Origin of the sequence: Lipingzhangella halophila (genome assembly GCF_014203805.1) — a bacterium.
GTDB classification, from domain to species: domain Bacteria; phylum Actinomycetota; class Actinomycetes; order Streptosporangiales; family Streptosporangiaceae; genus Lipingzhangella; species Lipingzhangella halophila.
In genome coordinates, this window is the sequence record NZ_JACHJT010000001.1 from 5147233 (window position 1) to 5166775 (window position 19543).

17 protein-coding genes are annotated in these 19543 nt (G+C 69.4%); 7 read left to right on the top strand and 10 right to left on the bottom strand.

Going from position 1 to position 19543, the window contains the following annotated elements:
* Positions 1-12: 12 nt before the first annotated feature.
* Both F4561_RS23390 and F4561_RS23395 read left to right on the top strand, forming a co-directional pair.
* A complete protein-coding gene (locus F4561_RS23390; RefSeq protein ID WP_184581620.1) occupies positions 13-651 on the top strand; it encodes a hypothetical protein in 639 nt (212 codons plus the stop codon).
* 283 nt (positions 652-934) lie between these two features.
* Positions 935-2266 carry a UDP-glucose dehydrogenase family protein gene (locus F4561_RS23395; protein ID WP_246437266.1) on the top strand — a complete coding sequence of 444 codons (1332 nt, stop codon included), beginning with the start codon at positions 935-937 and terminating at the stop codon, positions 2264-2266.
* A 677-nt stretch (positions 2267-2943) separates the two neighbouring features.
* Here F4561_RS23395 and purE read toward each other — a convergent pair.
* A complete protein-coding gene (gene purE / locus F4561_RS23400) occupies positions 2944-3483 on the bottom strand; it encodes a 5-(carboxyamino)imidazole ribonucleotide mutase (protein WP_312885490.1) in 540 nt (179 codons plus the stop codon).
* Positions 3480-4637 (bottom strand): 5-(carboxyamino)imidazole ribonucleotide synthase, encoded by a 1158-nt coding sequence (locus F4561_RS23405; RefSeq protein WP_184581623.1) that lies wholly within the window; start codon positions 4635-4637, stop codon positions 3480-3482. Before F4561_RS23405 ends, purE begins: the two co-directional genes overlap by 4 nt.
* A 118-nt stretch (positions 4638-4755) precedes the next feature.
* Here F4561_RS23405 and F4561_RS23410 point away from each other — a divergent pair, with 118 nt between their 5' ends.
* The 3 genes from F4561_RS23410 to F4561_RS23420 all read left to right on the top strand — a co-directional run bounded on the left by F4561_RS23410 (position 4756) and on the right by F4561_RS23420 (position 7452).
* Entirely contained in the window at positions 4756-5253 is a 498-nt protein-coding gene (locus F4561_RS23410) for a GtrA family protein (RefSeq protein ID WP_184581625.1), read from the top strand.
* A 181-nt stretch (positions 5254-5434) separates the two neighbouring features.
* Entirely contained in the window at positions 5435-6103 is a 669-nt protein-coding gene (locus tag F4561_RS23415; protein WP_184581627.1) for a response regulator transcription factor, read from the top strand.
* Between the two features lie 62 nt (positions 6104-6165).
* Positions 6166-7452 carry a sensor histidine kinase gene (locus F4561_RS23420; RefSeq protein WP_184581629.1) on the top strand — a complete coding sequence of 429 codons (1287 nt, stop codon included), beginning with the start codon at positions 6166-6168 and terminating at the stop codon, positions 7450-7452.
* 130 nt (positions 7453-7582) lie between these two features.
* On the opposite strand, the gene F4561_RS23425 is transcribed toward F4561_RS23420, so the two are convergent.
* The 8 genes from F4561_RS23425 to F4561_RS23460 form a co-directional block, all read right to left on the bottom strand.
* Positions 7583-8245 (bottom strand): MBL fold metallo-hydrolase, encoded by a 663-nt coding sequence (locus tag F4561_RS23425; RefSeq protein WP_184581631.1) that lies wholly within the window; start codon positions 8243-8245, stop codon positions 7583-7585.
* A complete protein-coding gene (locus tag F4561_RS23430) occupies positions 8246-9331 on the bottom strand; it encodes an S-(hydroxymethyl)mycothiol dehydrogenase (protein ID WP_184581633.1) in 1086 nt (361 codons plus the stop codon). It lies immediately after the preceding gene.
* A 117-nt stretch (positions 9332-9448) separates the two neighbouring features.
* Entirely contained in the window at positions 9449-10459 is a 1011-nt protein-coding gene (locus F4561_RS23435) for an adenylate/guanylate cyclase domain-containing protein (protein ID WP_184581635.1), read from the bottom strand.
* Positions 10460-10624: 165 nt separating this feature from the next.
* Positions 10625-11167 carry a PH domain-containing protein gene (locus F4561_RS23440; RefSeq protein WP_184581644.1) on the bottom strand — a complete coding sequence of 181 codons (543 nt, stop codon included), beginning with the start codon at positions 11165-11167 and terminating at the stop codon, positions 10625-10627.
* 81 nt (positions 11168-11248) lie between these two features.
* On the bottom strand, positions 11249-12106 hold the full coding sequence (locus tag F4561_RS23445; RefSeq protein WP_184581646.1) for a biotin--[acetyl-CoA-carboxylase] ligase: 858 nt from the start codon (positions 12104-12106) through the stop codon (positions 11249-11251).
* A 49-nt stretch (positions 12107-12155) separates the two neighbouring features.
* The gene (locus F4561_RS23450; RefSeq protein ID WP_281384279.1) at positions 12156-14753 is read right to left on the bottom strand and encodes a phosphoenolpyruvate carboxylase; all 2598 of its coding nucleotides are present in this window, start codon (positions 14751-14753) and stop codon (positions 12156-12158) included.
* 131 nt (positions 14754-14884) lie between these two features.
* Positions 14885-15472, bottom strand: coding sequence for a hypothetical protein (locus tag F4561_RS23455; protein ID WP_184581648.1), 588 nt, complete (start codon positions 15470-15472; stop codon positions 14885-14887).
* Between the two features lie 186 nt (positions 15473-15658).
* Complete coding sequence (locus F4561_RS23460; protein WP_184581650.1) at positions 15659-17167, bottom strand: hypothetical protein; 1509 nt, start codon at positions 17165-17167, stop codon at positions 15659-15661.
* A 438-nt stretch (positions 17168-17605) separates the two neighbouring features.
* Here F4561_RS23460 and F4561_RS23465 point away from each other — a divergent pair, with 438 nt between their 5' ends.
* Positions 17606-19198 (top strand): acyl-CoA carboxylase subunit beta, encoded by a 1593-nt coding sequence (locus F4561_RS23465; protein WP_184581652.1) that lies wholly within the window; start codon positions 17606-17608, stop codon positions 19196-19198.
* Positions 19198-19449 (top strand): acyl-CoA carboxylase subunit epsilon, encoded by a 252-nt coding sequence (locus tag F4561_RS23470; RefSeq protein ID WP_184581654.1) that lies wholly within the window; start codon positions 19198-19200, stop codon positions 19447-19449. The genes F4561_RS23465 and F4561_RS23470 overlap by 1 nt, the downstream gene beginning before the upstream one ends.
* Positions 19450-19543 lie beyond the last annotated feature (94 nt).

Here is a 19543-nt window from a genome sequence, read left to right on the forward strand (position 1 = left end):
TCTGGAGGGTCCGTGCTTCGCCACATTGTCGGCCTGCTGGCCGGGTTGCTCTGCGCTCCACTGCTGTGGGTCGGTATGGCGTGGGCCAATGCCGAGGTCATGGACGCGGGTTTCCCGAGTGAACCCGCCATGCCCGGAGTCGCCGCGCTCATGGCCGCCGGTGTCCTCGGCGGGCTGCTCGTCGGATCCCGGATATCACCCCTGACGGCGCTGCTCTCGGGGGCCCTCCTGCTGGGATTCTGCCTCTGGCCGCTGCTGGACCGCGCCTCACTCGACGCCGCCCTGCCGGGCTGGCTCGGCTCCGAGTCGATGTTCCACCCACTGGGACCGGCGTTTCCGGTCGCCGTGCCCGTTGGCACCCTGCTGTTCATCTCGGCGTTGATGCCGTGGCGGTGGCGCTCTGCGGCCGCCCCGCCTGCCAACGACGGTCCTCCGCAGCCCAATCCGGGCGGCCAGCAGCCCTACCAGCCGTCTCCCGCGGGCCCCGGCCCCGAGGACCCGCACCGGGGCACTGCCGATTACGCCGAGCCCGCCAGCACCACGACACCGTTCCAGCGCGACCCGTCGGGTGGGGCGCCGCGGCCCGCCCGGAGCGAAACGCCGCCCAACCCGTCAGCGACCCAGGTGTTCGGCGAGGACACGGAGCGGTGAGCGGCAGGCCGGAGGGCGGCGGACGGGCCGGCACTCAGAGGTAACCTTGGCTGGGAGCCCGCAAGACCCCGCATTTCACGCGATACTGCACACTATGAACTTCTTCCCGGCGCATGGTCGACTCGCATTCACCCGGAGTTAAGGTTGCGCCGTGGGCGAGTCCGGCAATCTCTCCCGTAACACACGTCGTCCGGCCCCGGCAACGACGACACGCGAGCAGGGCGGAGCGAGCCGCCGGATGGGCGTTCGTCCACGGCGGTGGGACGCAAGGAAGGACGAACCATTGGTCGACGCACAGCTCAGCAGGATCTCGGTAATCGGCACCGGGTATCTGGGTGCCACGCATGCCGCCTGCATAGCCGATCTCGGCTTTGACGTGCTGGGGCTGGACGTCGACCAGGCCAAGGTAGACAGCCTCTCGGCCGGACGCATCCCGTTCTACGAGCCCGGCCTGGAGGAGGTCCTGAACCGCAACCTGGCCGCCGGACGGCTGCGTTTCACCTCCGACTACACCGAGGTCGCCGAATTCGCCGACGTCCACTTCCTCTGCGTCGGGACACCGCAGCGCTCCGACTCCAACGCCGCCGATCTCAGCTTCGTCGAGGCGGCCATCGAGAGCCTGGCTCCCCACCTGACCCGGCCGGCCGTCGTTATCGGCAAGTCCACTGTTCCCGTGGGCACCGCCACCCGCGTGGCGGACCGGCTGCACGCCGCCGCACCGGCCGGTACGGACGTCGAGCTCGGCTGGAGCCCGGAGTTCCTGCGCGAGGGCTTCGGCGTCGAGGACACCCTGCGGCCCAACCGGATCGTCATCGGCACCGAGTCCACGCGCGTCGAGGCGGTCATGCGGGAGATCTCGGCCCCGCAGATCGAGCAGGGCATCCCGTTCCTGGTGACCGACCTGCAAACTGCCGAGCTGGTCAAGGTCTCGGCGAACGCGTTCCTGGCCACCAAAATCTCCTTCATCAACGCCATGGCCGAGGTGTCCGAGGCCGCCGGGGCCGACGTCATGAAGCTGGCCAAGGCGCTCTCCTACGACGACCGCATCGGCGGCAAGTTCCTCGGCCCGGGCCTCGGGTTCGGCGGCGGCTGCCTCCCCAAGGACATCCGCGCCTTCATGGCCCGCGCCGACGAGCTCGGCGTCGAGCCCGCGCTGTCGTTCCTGCGCGAGGTCGACGCCATCAACCAGCGCCGCCGGGCCCGCACGATCGACATCGCACGAGGGCTCATCGGCGGCGGGTTCGCCGACCGGACCGTGGGGGTGCTGGGCGCCGCGTTCAAACCCAACTCCGACGACATCCGCGACTCCCCGGCGCTCGACGTCGCCTCGACGATCGCCTCGCAGGGCGCGCGGGTGACCGTCTACGACCCCGAGGCCCTGGAGCGTGCGAAGGAAGCGCACCCGGAACTCAACTACGCGCACTCCATGCTGGAGGCGGTCCGGGACGCCGATGTCGTGCTGATGCTCACCGAGTGGGCCGAGTTCCGCGACGCCGACCCCGACGAGCTCGCCAAGGTTGTGGCGCAGTGCAACATCGTCGACGGCCGCAACGCGCTCGACGCGGTGGAGTGGCGCGCCCACAACTGGACCTACCGGGCACTAGGCCGACCCTAGATCGGTGATGTGGGTTCGTGGTGCGGTGCCCGACGGGGCGGCGAGGACGGCGGTGGGCCGGCCCCCGGGTGATCGGTTCGGGTGCCCGGTGGTGACGCGCCCGACGACCGGGGTCTGGCCCGTGGCTGGGGCCCATCGGTCGTGACTGTGGCGCCAGACTCCGGGGAAACACGGCGAAACGGGCAGGTGTGGGTGCGGGGTCCGCGGCGAGAGTGTCCGTGGGGACAAGGTCAGCGACGAGAATGTCCTCTCGGTCACTCTCGCCGCGGCCCATCGCCGAGAACGTCCGCACAGTCATCCTCGATGCGCGCCCCGCCGCCGGACGGCAGCACTGGCGCCCGCAAAGGCACGGTTCCCGCGGGGCCGGCGCCTTCGCTGCCCTCGTCGCGCGCGCAACCATCGGGCACCCATAGCGATCACCCGGGGCCGGGCCACTCGCCGTCCTCGCCGCCCTCGTTAGGCGCCCCACCACCCACCCACATCACCGATCTAGGCAGTGTTTTCTGGGCTCGCTGCCGCTCACCCGGGTCGGGCGCCCCGAAGCCGGGAACCTTCGGGCACCTCCGGTGTGCCGCCCAATCAGCTCCGCCACTCGCGGACGCCCCACCTACGGACCCTCCAGAACCCCGGCGGCGCCCGACCCAGACGGCCACCTGGTTCGAAAAACGTCGTCGGCCTCAGCCGTCCACGCTGAAGCCGATGGCCGGGCTGTCGCTGCCCACCTGCCGGCGCAGGCGCTCGCCCTTCTCCTGCGCCTGGGTCCGCAGGTCGGCCTGGAAGTCGACCATCCGCTCGCGCAGCTCGGGGTTGTGCATGGCGAGCATGCGCACCGCGAGGAGTCCCGCGTTGCGCGCGGCGCCCACCGCGACCGTCGCGACGGGAACCCCGGCCGGCATCTGCACGATGGACAGCAACGAGTCCATCCCGTCAAGGTGCTTCAGCGGGACCGGCACCCCGATCACCGGCAGCGGCGTGACCGCGGCCAGCATCCCGGGCAGGTGGGCCGCCCCGCCCGCCCCGGCGATGATCACCTTCAGCCCGCGCTCGGCGGCCTGCGAGCCGTAGTTGATCATGTCCTGCGGCATCCGGTGCGCGGAGACAACATCGGCCTCGTAGCTGAGGTCGAACACCTCCAGCGCCGAGGCGGCCTCCTGCATGACGGGCCAGTCGGAATCACTGCCCATCACGATGCCGACCGTCGGGTCAGTCTCGGTCACTTCGCGTCTCCCTTGAGGTATGCGGCCGCGGTCCGGGCACGTTCGAGAAGCTCGTTGTGGTCGTCGCCCTGAACCGTGACATGCCCGATCTTGCGGCCGGGCCGAACCTGCTTGCCGTAGAAGTGCGTCTTGAGTTCGGGGTCCCTGGCCATCACGTGAACGTACCGGTCGAAAACTCCGGGGTCCTCCCCGCCGAGCACATTGGCCATGACCGTATAGGGCGCGGTGGCCCGCGGCGACCCCAGGGGCAGGTCGAGGACGGCGCGCAGATGCTGCTCGAACTGGGAGGTGCGGGCGCCGTCGATGGTCCAGTGCCCGGAGTTGTGCGGGCGCATAGCCAGCTCGTTGACAACCACCCCGTCGCCGGTCTCGAAGAGCTCCACCGCGAGCATCCCCGTGACGCCGAGCGCGTGCGCGAGCTCGATCGCGAGCTGCTGGGCGTGGGTGGCCCGCTCCTCGTCGAGCCCGGGAGCGGGCGCGATCACCTCGTGGCAGATGCCGCCGCTCTGCACGGTCTCGACCACCGGGTACGCCGCGACCTGTCCGTAGGGCGAGCGTGCGACCTGCACGGCGAGCTCGCGCCGGAAGGCCACCCGCTCCTCCACCATCATCGGGGTCTCGGTGGCGACCGCGCGGTCCAGCACGGTGCGTGCCTGCTCAACGGAGTCGGCCATCCACACGCCTTTGCCGTCGTAGCCGCCGCTGGCCGCCTTGAGCACGACCGGCCAGCCCACCTCGGCGCCGAACGACTCGACGTGGCCGATTGAGGTCACCGCGCGCCAACGCGGGCTGGGCGCGGAGAGCTCCGCGGCGCGGGTACGCATGCGCACCTTGTCCTGCGCGTAGCGCAGCGCGTCGCGGCTCGGCCGGACCACCGCCCCGGCCGCTTCGACCTCGCGCAGGACCGGCTCGGGCACATGCTCGTGGTCGAAGGTGACGATGTCACAGGACTTCGCGAAGGTCAGCAGGTCGGCCAGGCCGCGGTCGTCGCCGAGCTGGACGTCGCCGCAGACCAGGGCGGCGCTGTCACTGGTGGACCCGGCGAGGACGCGGAAGTCGATGTCCAGGGGGATGGCCGCCTGGTGCGTCATCCGGGCAAGCTGGCCACCGCCGACCATGCCGACGCGGGGGACGGGCCGGTTACGCTCGCTCACTGTGCCTCAGTTCGTTGGTTCGCTCGTGGTGCGCGAGACCGCATAGGCTGCCACGAGGCTCCTGATTGTGCTCCCCAGGGAGTCTAATGACCACCCGGGAAGAGGAAGGCGTCCCCTCGTGCGACCGGTCGCAGCGCTCTACCGCCGCTTCAGGTGGCTGCTCCACGAACTCGCCCGGTTCGCATCCGTCGGTGCCGTCGCCTATGTGGTGCAGATCGCCACAACGAACCTCTTCTGGGCCGTGTTCGACCTGCCGTCGATGGTCGGCCAGGGCTTGGGCGCCTTGATCTCCATGATCGTGGCGTTCATCGGGCACCGCCACTGGACGTTCCCCCACCGGGCGCGGACCGGCCTGCACCGCGAGTACACGCTGTTCTTCATCATGAACGGCGTCGGGATGCTGATCCAACTGCTGTGCGTGTGGGTGAGCGTCTACGTTCTCGGGTTCGACAGCCAGTTGGCCAACAACATCTCGGGCAACTTCATCGGTGTCGGGCTGGGCACCCTGTTCCGGTACTGGTCCTATAAGCGGTGGGTCTTCCCGGAGGCCACCGGTACCGCGTCCAGCGGCACCAGCGACACGGCGGAGCCCGAGGACCCGGTGCATTCCGGATAGCTTCTGTTCTCCGCCGGCGCGTTCCACGCAATAGTCCGGCCAGGAAACCGTAAAATCTGTGGAAAAGTCGCGCGATTAGCGAAGATTTTCCCATTTTGCGGCTTCCGTGTTTTCGGTCAACCCGCGTTCGCACGGCGCGCATCATAGGGAAACACCGCCGGTCCGTTTTAACATCAGATACATGACCTGCGTTTTGCTGGCCGAAGACGATGTCTCCATCTCCGAGCCGCTCGCACGCGCGCTCCGCCGCGAAGGGTACTCGGTGGATGTCACCGTGAGCGGTGTGGAAACTCTCGACCGGGCTAGGACCGGGGATACCGACCTTATGGTCCTCGATCTCGGGCTGCCCGAAATGGACGGCCTAGAGGTCGCACGCCGGCTCCGCGCCGAAGGCCACGGCACCCCTATCCTGATCCTCACCGCGCGCGCCGACGAGGTCGATACTGTTGTTGGCCTGGACACGGGGGCTGATGACTACGTCACGAAGCCGTTTCGCCTGGCCGAGCTGCTCGCCCGGGTACGTGCGCTGCTGCGCCGCGGCGGGGCCGAGGTACCCGTCGTGCACGGCGTGCGCATCGACAACGACTCCCGGCGCGCCTGGATCGGCGACCGGGAACTCCAACTCACCACAAAAGAGTTCGACCTGCTGCGGGTGCTGGTACGCGACGCCGGAAAGGTGGTCACCCGCGAGCAGATTATGCGGGAAGTGTGGGACACCAACTGGTGGGGTTCCACCAAGACGCTGGACATGCACATTTCGTGGCTGCGGCGCAAACTCGGCGACGACGCCACCCATCCCTCTTACATCACCACGGTCCGAGGCGTCGGTTTCCGATTCGAACGAGAATAGACTGACCTGCGGCGTCGCACCCCATACTGGAACATCACGGGGCTACGCGAGCAAGGGGTGACATGCGCAGGCGGATGCTGTTCTCCACACTGGTGGTTACCGTCATCGCGGTCATGCTCCTCGGGCTGCCGCTGGGGGCGTTGACGTACAAGTCCGTCTACAGCGCGAACGTCAACGCACTGCAACGCGAGGCCGAGGTCATCGGTGCCGAGGTCGACGCACAGCTCGAACGGGAAGGCCAGATCCAGCCGGACGAGCTCGCGGACGAGCACTCCCGGCTGTACATCGAAATCACCCGCGCCGGGAACGGCGAGCCGATCAGGACCGGCGGCTGGGACATCGACCCCCGCGCCCCCGACGCTCCCTCCACCCTGGACGCGTCAGCCACCTCCGAGTCCGGCGCCGAGATCTCGGTGTGGCGCTCCACCGCCCAGCTCCAGGAGAGCGTCATCAACGCCTGGCTGGGCATCGCCTCGCTGTCGCTGCTCGCGATCGCGGTGGCCGTGGGCCTGGCCATGCTGCAGGCCCGACGGCTCACCCTGCCCCTGGTCGACCTCGCCGCGACCGCGGAACGCCTCGGCTCGGGTGTCACCACGCCCTGGGGGCACCGCTACGGCATCCCCGAGGCCGACCGGGTCGCCGAGGTACTGGACCGCAGCGCCGAACGCATCGCGGGGCTCATCGCCACCGAACGGCATTTCGCCACCGACGCCTCCCACCAGTTGCGCACCCCGCTGACCGCGCTCACGATGCGCCTCGAAGAGATCCTCGCCGAGTCGAACAACCCCGAGGTCGTGCGCGAGGAGGGAGAGGCGGCGCTCGCCCAGGCCGAACGGCTGGTCGAGACGGTCGAGAGCCTGCTGGGCCGGGCCCGCAAGAGCCAGCACCCCGAGGTGGAACCGGTCCCGATCGACGACGTCCTGCAGCAGTGCGTGGACGAGTGGGATCCGGTGTTCCAACAGGAGGGCCGTTCCCTGGAGATGACCGGTTCGGGCGGGCTCACCGCCATGACCGTGCCCACCGACCTGTCACAGATACTGGCCACGCTGGTGGAGAACGCCTATAAGCACGGCGCGGGGACAGTGACCGTGCACCGTGTGGAGGCTGGCCAGTCCGTCCGTATCGAGGTCAGCGACCAGGGGGACGGCATCCCCGAGCACATGTCCGGCAGGATCTTCGAACGCGAGGTGACCAGCGGAAACGGAACCGGTCTGGGTCTTGCCCTGGCCCGGCACATCGCCGAGTCCGAGGGCGCACGGGTGGAGCTGATCCAGACGCGGCCCACCACGTTCGCCCTCTTCCTCCCGTCGAGCGCCGGCGGCCTGACGAAGATCACCGGCCCGGTCTAGGCCTAGATCGGTGATGGGGGGCGCGCTCATCGGCGATCTTGAGGATTTAGTTCCCGCAGCGCGCTACGAAGGGACGAAATCCTCAAGACCAGCACACAACCCGGCGAGCTTGCTCGCCAAAGAGCGCCGCCTAGCCGCTCAGGTGCTCCTCTCCGCTCTCCATCTCGGCGATCAGCTCCCGCAGGTTCGGCGCCTCCGCCTCGATCGAGGTGGACGGCCCGTGCCCGGTGTGCACCACCGTGGCGCCCGGCAACGGGAGCAGGTGGTCGCGGATCGAGGAGAGGATGGTCGGGTAGTCGGAGTACGAGCGGCCGGTGGCCCCCGGCCCGCCCTGGAACATGGTGTCGCCGGTGAAGACGACGCCCGGGCCCGGCGCGTACAGGCTGACCGCACCGGGCGCGTGCCCCGGCGTGTGCAGTACCTGCAGCTCGACGTCGCCCGCTTGCAGGCGCTCGCCGTGCAGCAAGGGAGCATCGGGCTCGCGGTCGGGGTAGACCATGTTCCACAGCGGTGTGTCGTCGGGATGCACCAGGATCGGCGCGTCGGTGAGGTCGGCGAGCTGTGCCGCGGCGTTGATGTGATCGTTGTGCGCGTGCGTGCACACGATCGCCATCAGCTCGCGATCACCCAGGGCGCGAGCGATCTCCTCGTGGTCGTGCGCGGCGTCGATCACGATCGCTGTGCGCTCGTTCCCGACGATCCAGACATTGTTGTCGACGTCGAACTCGCCACCGTCGAGGCGGAAGACCCCCGACGTGACGACCTTGTCCACCGGAATCTGCGCGGCGGCCATTTAGCTGACCACCACCGAACGCAGTACTTCACCACGGTGCATCTTGTCGAAGGCCTCCTCAACGCCGTCCAGTGCGATTTCCTCGGTCACGAACCCGGCCAGATCGAGCCGGCCCCCCAGGTACAAGTCAACCAGCATCGGGAAGTCCCGCGAGGGCAGGCAGTCGCCGTACCACGACGACTTGAGCGCGCCGCCGCGCCCGAAGACATCGAGCAGCGGCAGGTCGATCCGCATGTCAGGGGTGGGAACCCCGACAAGAACCACCGTTCCCGCCAGGTCCCGAGCATAGAACGCCTGCCGGTATGTTTCCGGCCGGCCCACGGCGTCGATCACAACATCGGCGCCATTGCCCCCGGTCAGCTCCTGCACCGCCTCGACAGGAGAGTGCTCACGGGAGTTCACAGTGTGGGTGGCGCCGAACCCGGTCGCCCATTCGAGCTTGCGCTCGTCGACATCGACGCCGATGATACGCGTGGCGCCGGCCAGCTTCGCCCCGGCGATCGCGGCGTTGCCCACGCCGCCGCAGCCGATCACCGCGACGGAGTCGCCCCGAGTGACCCCGCCCGTGTTCAGCGCCGCGCCCATTCCGGCCATGACGCCGCACCCCAGCAGGCCCGCCACAGCAGGGCGCACCTCGGGGTTGACCTTGGTGCACTGCCCGGCGGCGACCAGCGTCTTCTCCGCGAAGGCCCCGATACCCAGCGCCGGTGACAGCGGCGTGCCGTCGCTCAGGGTCATCGGTTGGGTCGCGTTGTGGGTGTCGAAGCAGTACCAGGTGCGACCGCGTTCGCAGGCCCGGCACCGCCCGCAGACGGCACGCCAGTTGAGGATCACGAAGTCGCCGGGCTCGACCTCGGTGACGCCGGGACCAACCTCGCTGACGACGCCCGCGGCCTCGTGGCCCAGCAGGAAGGGAAACTCGTCGTTGATACCGCCTTGGCGGTAGGCCAGATCAGTGTGGCACACCCCGCACGCCTGGACATCGACCACCGCCTCACCTGGGCCGGGGTCCGGTACGACAATGGTCTCGACGCTGACCGGATCGTCCTTTTTCCGCGAGACAACCGCCCTGACTTCGTGCGCCATGCCAGACTCCTTCGTGCTGGAGCTCGTGTACGTAACCAACATGCCGGACGGCGGTTTCGCGGAAAAGATCTCGGTTACTTCGACCCGGGCTACCGCCGCACCCCCGGCTCCTGCAGGTTAGCCGCCCGCTGACTGGCTCACGTCCAGGCTGCGGCGCAGGGCGTAGGGCTGCAACTGGCCGAGTCCGTGCGCGTGCCGCGGACGCGCCGCGACGACCTGGAACGACGCGTCGTCCGCGAGCTGGGCGGCGAGGGCGTCGTCGATCAGGACGGTGCCCGGACGCGCGAACGAGGTAAGGCGGCTGGACCGGTTCACCGTCGTGCCGAAGACATCGCCGAGCAACGCGAGCACGGGCCCGTAGGCGAGTCCGACCCGGACGTCGGGCACCTCGACGTGCGTCTTGACGCCGTCGGCGAGCTGCAACGCGATCTCGGCGGCGCCCCGGGAGGAGTTACTGACGTAGAGGACCTCGTCGCCGAGTGTCTTGATCAGCCGGCCGCCACCCGAGGCCACGATGTCAGCCGCGGTGGCCTCGAACCCCTCGACCACCTCGGCCAGCTCCACCTCGTCGAGCTCCCGGCTCAGCGTCGTGAACGACACCAGGTCGGCGAACCCGACGACCAGCGGGAAGTACGTGGGCGCGGCATCGTCGTTGTTCTGCATGACCGCGAGGGTCCGCGCCGCGGACGCGGCGAGCTGCCGGCGCCAGATGTGCAGCAGCAGCCGCTCGATGTCGGGAAGCAGGTCCTTCGCCAGCTCCACGAGCGGGCTGATCCCGGACTCGTCGGTGGTGGTTTCCGGCTTGTGCGACAGCGTCGTGAGAATGCTGGTCTGCCATTCGGCCAGGCGGGCCATCGTCTGCCCCATGGCACGCGCCATCCGGACCGCGGCCTCCTCGTCCAGGATGTCCTCTTCCAGGAGGCGCGAGGTGATGCGCAGCGCCTCGACATCACTCTCGGTGAACGCGGGATCGTCGTCGTCCCGGGTCGTGAAGCCGAGCGCGCGCCAGATCCGGGCGGAGAACTCCGGACTGGCCCCGGCCCGCCGCACTGCCTCGTCCCGGGTGTACAGTGCTTCGCCCCCCAGCAGGACGGCTTCGATCTCTTGCGGGTCGGGACGCGGCGACATACATTCTCTTCGTGTTCAGGGCTGGTGCGGCGCTGGGAAGCCCGGCACCAGCCGGTCGGATGGCACCTTACGTGCGTGTGCCTGTCGGTTTAGTACCCGGGGGTCGGGCCCGTCAAGGAATCGCGCGCCCCTGACCAGGCAGCCACCGGCGGCGGGCACCGGCACTCAGTGTCCACTCTGCGGGGGCTGTCCCCCCTGGCCGGGCGGATAGTCGCGCCGCTGCGCCTCGTCGACCTGCCGGTAGATCTCGCTCTGCAGCCACTGCACTCGCGGAACGCGTTCCAGCACCATGCCCTCCTGCTCAGAGGCCGACTGGATGGACAACGTGCCGTAGCGCATGATGCGTTCCCACAGGGAGATGCTGAACGTGACATCGTTGACGCGCATCAGGGGCATGTCGCGACCATGTTTGGACAGCAGGCCGTACCGCTCCATCAGCCGCCGGGTGCTCAGGATGTAGACGGTGTTCCACCACTTCAGCAGCGGGACGAGCCAGAACACCAGTGCGGCGAGCACCGCGAGGCCGATCACCACGTAGGTGGCCCACGGGCCCCACTCCTCACCCGCCGGGATCACCCACACCAGCCCGGCCGCGACGGCGATGATGACGATCAGCAGCAGGAACTCCCCGATCAGGGTGGTCCAGTGCTGGCGGGTGAAGTGCACCAGCTCCTCGTCCCCGGCAAGGTGACGGTCAGCGATCCCCATACCACGCATACTGACACAGCCTGGCCCGCCAGGCAGAGCCCCTTGGCGACCAGCTTCGGCAACGGCACGGAACCGGCGGGCTCACTCGGGCGGCCGGACATGCACGACGTCGCCCGCGCTCAGCGCCTGCACAGCGCCTTCCGTATCCCGCACGGTGAGACGGCCGTCGGCGTCGACACCGGTGGTCCGCCCCTCCAGCACCCGGCCGCCGGGCAGGTGCACGCGCACTGTCCGGCCGATAGTGCCGCACTGCTCCCGGTACTCCCGGGCGAGCCCGCTCGCCTCGGCATCGCCACCATGGTCCACCCACGCCTGGTAGCTGGTGGCGAAGGCGCGCAGGACGGCACGCAGCAGCAGGTCGCGGTCGGGGTGTGCGGCTCCCTCCAGCGCCAGCGACGTGCCGGAGTCGACCGGCAGCTCCGCGCGCCGCTGGGAGACGTTCAGCCCCATGCCGATGACGATCGCGCCTCCCTCCGGCTCGCCCACCGCCTCGGAGAGGATGCCGGCGAGCTTGCGCCCGGCGACCGCCCCGGGCTCGGCCGCCGCCAGCACGTCGTTCGGCCACTTGAGCTGGGCGGTCACCTCGGCTATCCGCCCGATGCCGCGTACCGCGGCAACACCCATGAGCAGCGGCAGCCACCCGTACCGGTTTACCGGGACGTCCGGGCGCACCAGCACCGAGAACGTGAGCGCGGCGCGCGCCGGGGTCGTGAACGTCCGGTCCAGCCGCCCCCGGCCCGCTGTCTGGTGGTCGGCCACCAGCACGGTCCCGTGCGGTGCGTCGTCGCGGGCGCGCCGCGCCAGTTCGGTGTTGGTGGAGGCGGCTTCTTCCCGCACGTCGATCTCGCGCCAGAGCGAGTCCGGCCGGACGAGCGCACGGGTCAACGAGGCCGCCCGCAACGGCGGCCGGTCGAGATCGGTGTACGGCGAGTTCCCCATGGTCCAATTCAACTACCCGAGAGCGGCGCCCCGCGCCCGGGAACGCGGGTTAACCGGTGTTCTGCAACCCGGCGGCGACACCGTTCACGGACAGCAGGAGCAGGCGCTCCAGGTGGTACTGGTCGTCGCCGGACAGCTCCGCCCCCTCGTCGCGCAGCGCCTTCAACGCGCGCAACTGCAGGTGCGACAGCGCGTCGACGTACGGGTTGCGCAGGTCGACGGCGCGCGAGAGCACGCGGCGGTTCTCCAGCAGCCGATCGTGCCCGGTCACCTTGAGGACGAGGTCACGCGTGCGGTCGTACTCGGCGAGCACGTGCTCGGTCAGCTCGGGACGGCCTCCCAGGCTCAGGTACCGCTCAGCGATCGTCCGGTCGGTCTTGGCCAGGCTCATCTCCGCGTTGTCGAGCAGCGAGGCGAACAGCGGCCACTCGTTGTACGCGCGGCGCAGCTCCGCGAGGTCGTCTGCGGCGGCCAGGCCGGTACCCAGCCCGTACCAGCCGGGCAGGTTGACGCGGGTCTGGGTCCAGGCGAACACCCAGGGAATGGCGCGCAGGTCGTCGAGGCCGCGGGCGGCCGACCGGCGGGAAGGACGCGAGCCCAACCGCAGCTCGCCCAACTCCTCCAGCGGGCTCACCCGGGAGAACCACTCGGCGAAGCCGTCGGTGTCGATCAGCGAGCGGTAGCAGGTGTAGGCGGCGTCGGCCACCTGGTCGGCAAGTTGCCGGAACCGCTCGGCCGCGCCGCGCGCGTGCTCCTGGACGCTGTCGTCGGAGGCCATGAGCACCGCGTGACCCACCTGCTCGATGTGCCGGCGGGCGATGGCCGGTTGGGCGTAGCGGGCGAAGATGACCTCGCCCTGCTCGGTCACCTTGAACCGCCCGTTCACCGAACCCGGTGCCTGGGCGAGCAGCGCGCGGCTGGCCGGACCGCCGCCGCGGCCCAGGGAGCCGCCGCGGCCGTGGAACAGGGTGAGCGTGACGTCGTTGTCCCGGGCCCAGGAGGCGAGCTGAGCCTGGGCGTCGTACAGCCGCAACGTGGCGCTCACCGGCCCGACGTCCTTGGCGGAGTCGCTGTAGCCGAGCATGGCCTCCATGCGGCGACCGGTCTGGTGCAGCCGGCGTTGCACGTCGGGAAGCTGCAGCATGCCGTCGAGTACCCGGGGAGCCGCCTCAAGGTCGGCGCCGGTCTCGAACAGCGGGATGACGTCGAGCGCCGGGGACCGGCCGGCCGGCAGGGCGTGCGCGGCCAGCTCGTACACGGCGGCGATGTCGGCGGCCGAACGGGTGAAGCTGATTATGTAGCGCGAGCAGGCGGCCTCGCCGAAGCGCTCCTGGATCCAGGCGACGACCCGCAGGGTGGCCAGGACCTCCTCGGTCATCTCCGAAAGCTTCCCGCCCGCGCGCACCTCCTGCAGGGCCTGCGCGTGCACTTCGCTGTGCTGGCGGATCTCCAGTTCGGCGAGATGGAACCCGAACGTCTCGACCTGCCAGATCAGGTGCTGCAGCTCGCCGTTGGCCTGCCGGTGGGCGCCCGCTGCGGTCAGCGACTCCTGCACGGTGCGCAGGTCCGATAGCAGCGACTCGGGGCCGGAGTAGGCGAGGTCGGCGTTGCGCTCGCGGGTGGCCCGGATGCGCTGGGTGGCGAACATCAGCAACTGGCGGTGCGGCTCGTTGGGCGAGCGCTTGGTGATCTCGGCCATCACTCGGGGGTGTGCCGCCTGTGCGGTGGCCAGCGTGTCGCGCAGGTCCTCGCTGGCCGGGGTGAGGTTGCTGTAGGCGGTCAGTGTGGCGCCGACCCGGCCGCAGGCCTCCTCAAGCGCCCGCAGCACGTGCTCGGACTGGATGGTGATCGCCTCACGGGTGACCTCGTGCGTGACGTAGGGGTTGCCGTCGCGGTCGCCCCCGATCCAACTGCCGTACCGCACGAAGGGCTTGGCGCGCGCGGGGTTGCGCCCGGCGCCCTCGGGGTCGAGGGCGGTGCTCAGCGACCGGTAGATCTGCGGGACAACGTCGAAGATGGTCTCGTCGAACGCGGAGAGCGCGGTGCGGACCTCGTCGAGCGGGTCGAGCTTGGTGTAGCGCAGTTGGGAGGTGCGCCAGAGCAGGTCGATCTCCTCGGTGAGGCGCCGGCGCGCCTCGGCCTCGACCGTGCTGCCCGGATGGGCACTCCGCAACCCTTCGAGTTGGCCGCTGATGCGCAGAATCGCCGTGGACACGGCGCGGCGCCGCGCCTCGGTCGGGTGGGCGGTCAGCACCGGGTGGAACTCCATGCCCTCGATCAGGGAGCGCAGCGTGGACTCGCCGGAGTTCTCGCGGATCTGGCGCACGGCTGCGGCCAGGGACTCGTGTGGCGGGTTGTCGGCGTCATCGCGCTCGCGCAGGGCGCGGATGCGCTGGTGCTCCTCGGCGAGATTGGCGAGGTGGAAGTACACCGTGAACGCGCGGGCGACCTGCTTCGCCCGCTCCAGGGGCCACGACCCGACGAGCGCCGTGATCTCGTCGCCGCTGACGGAGCCGTCGCGGGCGCCGATGACCGCCCGCCGCAACCGCTCGACGTCGGCCAGGAGGTCCGCACCACCGCTCTCGGCCACCACCTGGCCCAGCATCTCGCCCAGCAGCCGGACATCGCCGCGCAACTGGTCGGGCATCTCCTGGCGCGCACTGGCGCGCTCCGCGCTCACCGCTGTCATACACCCGACCTTACCCGGATTGGTCTGTACCACTGCGGCCCGGGGAGGGCGACGAGCCTGCCCACCGCTGCCGGCCCACCGAACCTGCCCTAGTCGTGCAGGTACACCGTCTCGGCGATCTGCTCGGCGGTCGCGGAGTCAAACCGGTCGGGGTTCCAGCTCACGCTCACGTGGTGCGCGTAGTGGTCGCGGCCGACCATGACGATGTCGATGCCCTTGGTCGTGGCGCCCTCCTCGCCGGTGACCTCGCCGTCGGGGTCCTCGAAACTGAAGTCGACCCGGTAGGCACCCTCGGCCCCGGTGTTGAACACTTTCTCGCGTTCGTCGCGGTACCGCGGCAGGACCCCGTTGCGCTGACGCACGGCGACCCCCACCGCGAACTCCGGTGACCGGCCGAACTCCATCTGGTGCACGACGCTGACGCGCGCCGCCTCAACACCCTCCTCCTCATGCACTATGTCGACGGCCGTCACCTTCTCGTTCGGGACACCGTCCTCGTCCCTGGCCGCGGACCGGTCCCAGCCGGGCGGATGCGACACCTCGATGGTCTCGATCTCAGCGGTGGTGAAGTCATCGGGCACATCAGGACCCCCCCACAGCCCGCATCCGGCCACAGTGGCCAGGGCGCACCCCGCCACGACCAGCGCCCCGCCCGCTCGCCGCACTGCGCGCGGCATCCGCTCAGCGCCCACCGGTGACGCGTCTCTCGAATCGCAACCACCCACGTGCGCCGTCCTCCCCAGGTGGGACCGGGACGCCCAGGCGTCACGGGTGCCCCACCGGTGCTCCTCGTGGCTCTACTCGTCACCGTGGACCGGTCCGGATAGGTCCGTCGATGTCACACGGCCTGGCCGCCCGTCCGCTCAGTTCTCGGTGAGGCACTCCTCATATCGAGTCGTCGGGCGGGTGCCGTCCGCACCCGGTGCTCCGAGATACCAGGCGTCGACGGTCGTTCGTGTCTGTTCATGTTCGGAGTACCCTCCGCCGATGGAGACGAACTTGAACCGGCCCGTCGCCCCAATTTCCCAATCGGTGAAGTCCCGGTGGTGTGTGGTCTGCCAGACCTGCGCCTTGTCGTAGATGAGCTTCTCCCATGGGTCGCCGTTCGGACCGGGGTCCTCCTCGACGAACCCGTGGTCGCCGCGCATGGTCTCGAAGAAGTAGTTCGGTGGCCCGTTGAAGCCGTCGTACCGGTCGAGGAACTCCTCGCCGGTCTGGCGCTCCTCTTCATTGTCGAACTCAACGTAGATGTAGGTGTCCTGGACCTGGTTGGCGATGTCGGTCCGCGCTCCGGCATTGGGCCCGGCGCCGATGATGTTGCCCCTGGAGAAGCCGAAGGGCATCCCGTACTGGAAGGCGAGAGCCTTGTCGAAAGTGGCGTTGAGCAGGACCCCGTGAAGCTTGCCGTCCTCGGTGCGGTCCTCGCGGATTCCCGAGCTCCAGGCCAGGTCGCCCGAACCGCCGACGCCCAACGAGACGGAGCCGTTCGCGCCGATGCTGCCTTCCACCCGGTTCGCCTCGGAGGTGATCACGTTGTCGGGGTCGCTGCGGTTCACTCGGACCACGTTCTCGTAGGCTCCCTCTGCGTTGACCGAGGCGCCCGAGCCCATGTCGATCTCACCCTTGTCCTCTTTGCCGGTCGGATCTTCGCCGAGCAGGAGCCCGGAGTCGACGCCAGCGTCGCCCTCACCCGTGAGACCCCAGGACTCGACCTCCATTTGGGGGTCGGGCAGGTCCGGCTCGCCGCCGAACCAGTCGTTCCACAACGCCGAGACGGGGTTGGACCCTATCGAGGTTTCGTCGCGAAGCCGCTGCTCGAACGCGTCGGCCTCGTCCTGCTGGTCGGGATCGAACGTCCAGATCTGGCCTTGGCCCCAGTCATAGGTACCGGCCACGTGCGCGTTGCGGTTGAAGGTGCCGCCGTCGCCGGCGTTGATCCGGGCGCCGTATCCGAACTCGACCCCCGCCCTCTTGTTGGCCGGCTGCGCGATGAACCACACCGACCCGTCGGCGCGCTCGGCCCGGGTGAAGGTGGTCTCCGACTCGAAGGTTCCGATCAACTTGACGTTGAAGCTGGCGGCCTCGTGGGCGACACCCTTCTCGCACAGGCTCGGGATAAAGTCCTCGGAGTCGGGGGAGTCCGCGATGTCCTCGTCGTCGCTTTCGAGGGTGCAGTCGCCCTCGCTCAGGCCCGCGCTCTTCTCGACCGTGCACAGTGCGTACTCGATCCGGTCCCGGACACTGTCCGGGATGGTCGCCACGGCGACCGCGGCGGACACCGCCGCCACAAGGAGGAGCAGAGCGGCGTACTCGGTGAAACTGCTGCCCAGGTCGTCTCGGGTGGACCGACGGGGGGTTCCGGCCTGGCGCATCTGTTCGTCTCCTCGTTACTTGCAGGATCTGAACAGTTTCCGTGGTGCACATGCCGGGCAACCAGGGCCCTCAGACCCAAATGCCGGGCGGGGTCTTTGGGACCTGCCGGTGAACACGGGGCAACGCGCGAAGAGACCGCTGCGCACTGCTAGCCGTGCGCCACCCCGAGCAGCACGCAAACGACCCCTATGACCAGGAACAGCAACGGCGCGAGCACTGCGGCGCAGCCATTGGCGGCGACTGCGGATCCATCGCGGCGTCCCAAGGGTGCCGCCCCCGGACGGGAGGCACGTTCGCCGCGCACCGGGACCCCAAAAGGGTGTCTCAGGGGCGGCCCTCACCGGACCGCCCCAGCTCAGCCTCATCGTTCGGGCTGGCGTCCAGGACCCCGGGGCCAGGTCGCTGGCCGGGTTCCCCCGGAGTTACGCTGAAGCCTTATGGCGACCGAGGCTCCTGAACCGCTCCCTTCTGGGGAAATTGATATCCACAGCACGGCGGGCAAGCTGGCTGATCTTGAGCGGCGCCGGTACGAGTCCGTGCACGCGGGCTCGGCGCGCGCGGTGGAGAGGCAGCACGCCAAGGGCAAGATGACCGCGCGTGAGCGGATCGACGCGTTGCTCGACGCGGGCTCGTTCGTGGAGTTCGACGCGTTGGCCCGGCACCGGTCCACCAGTTTCGGCCTGGAGGCGAACCGGCCCTATGGCGACGGTGTGGTCACCGGCCACGGCACGGTGGATGGCCGTCCGGTGGCGGTGTTCAGCCAGGACGTGACGGTCTTCGGAGGGTCCCTGGGTGAGGTGTACGGGGAGAAGATCGTCAAGGTGCTCGACCACGCCCTGAAGACGGGCTGCCCCGTGGTGGGCATCAACGAGGGCGGCGGCGCGCGCATCCAGGAAGGGGTGGTCGCGCTGGGCATGTACGGCGAGATCTTCACCCGCAACGTGCACGCCTCGGGGGTGGTGCCGCAGATCTCACTGATCATGGGGGCCGCGGCCGGCGGGCACGTGTACTCGCCGGCGCTGACCGACTTCGTCGTCATGGTCGACGAGACCTCGCAGATGTTCATCACCGGGCCGGACGTCATCAAGACGGTCACCGGCGAGGACGTCTCCATGGAGGAGCTGGGCGGGGCCCGGACCCACAACACCAGTTCGGGTGTCGCCCACTACATGGGCAGCGACGAACAGGACGCCCTGGACTACGTCAGGGACCTGCTGGGCTACCTACCGGGCAACAACCTGGAGGACCCACCGGTCGTTGCGGCCGGCGCCGACGAGGCCGCCCACGGGCTCGACACGCTCATTCCTGACTCCGCGAACCAGCCCTACGACATGCACCGGGTCATCGAGGAGGTACTGGACGACGGTGACTTCCTGGAGGTGCACGCGCGGTTCGCCACCAACATCATCGTGGGCTACGGGCGCGTGGCGGGCCGCCCTGTGGGGGTGGTGGCCAACCAGCCCATGAGCTTGGCGGGATGTCTGGACATCGACGCATCGGAGAAGGCGGCGCGGTTCGTGCGCACCTGCGACGCGTTCAACGTGCCGGTGCTGACGTTCGTCGACGTGCCCGGGTTCCTACCGGGCACCGACCAGGAATGGGAGGGCATCATCCGGCGCGGCGCGAAGCTGATCTATGCCTACGCCGAGGCCACGGTGCCGCTGGTGACGGTGATCACCCGCAAGGCCTACGGGGGAGCCTACGACGTGATGGGCTCCAAGCACCTGGGGGCCGACATCAACCTGGCCTGGCCCACCGCGCAGATCGCGGTGATGGGGGCCCAGGGGGCGGTGAACATCCTGCACCGGCGGGCCCTGGCCGAGGCCGAGGATGTGGAAGCCGAGCGGGCCCGATTGATCCAGGAGTACGAGGACACCCTGCTCAACCCGTACTCCGCGGCCGAGCGGGGCTATATCGACAGGGTGATCCTGCCCTCCGAGACCCGCGATGCCGTGGCCAGGGCCCTGCACTCGCTGGCCAATAAGCGCAAGCAACTGCCGCCCAAGAAACACGGAAACATCCCGCTGTGATGCCGACAACGCCGAACGCGTCCGAACCGGGTGAGCACACCCCCTACCTGCGGGTGGTGCGGGGCGACGCCACCCCAGAGGAGATCGCGGCCCTGACCGCCGTGCTGACCGTGCGGACAGCCCAGACGGCCCACGAGGGGACCGCGGCGGACGGCAGCCCCCGCTCGGGCTGGCGGGACCGGTCGCGGCTCCTGCGCGCTCCGCTGCGGCCGGGCCCCTCGGCCTGGCGCGCGGCCTACCACCCCGGGTGAGGGCCCGGCAGGTGCCCTGCTGCGGTTACGGCCGCACCACTCAGCCCGAGCTGATCGCGGACTCCTAGACTTCTAACAACAATGATCGCCCTCG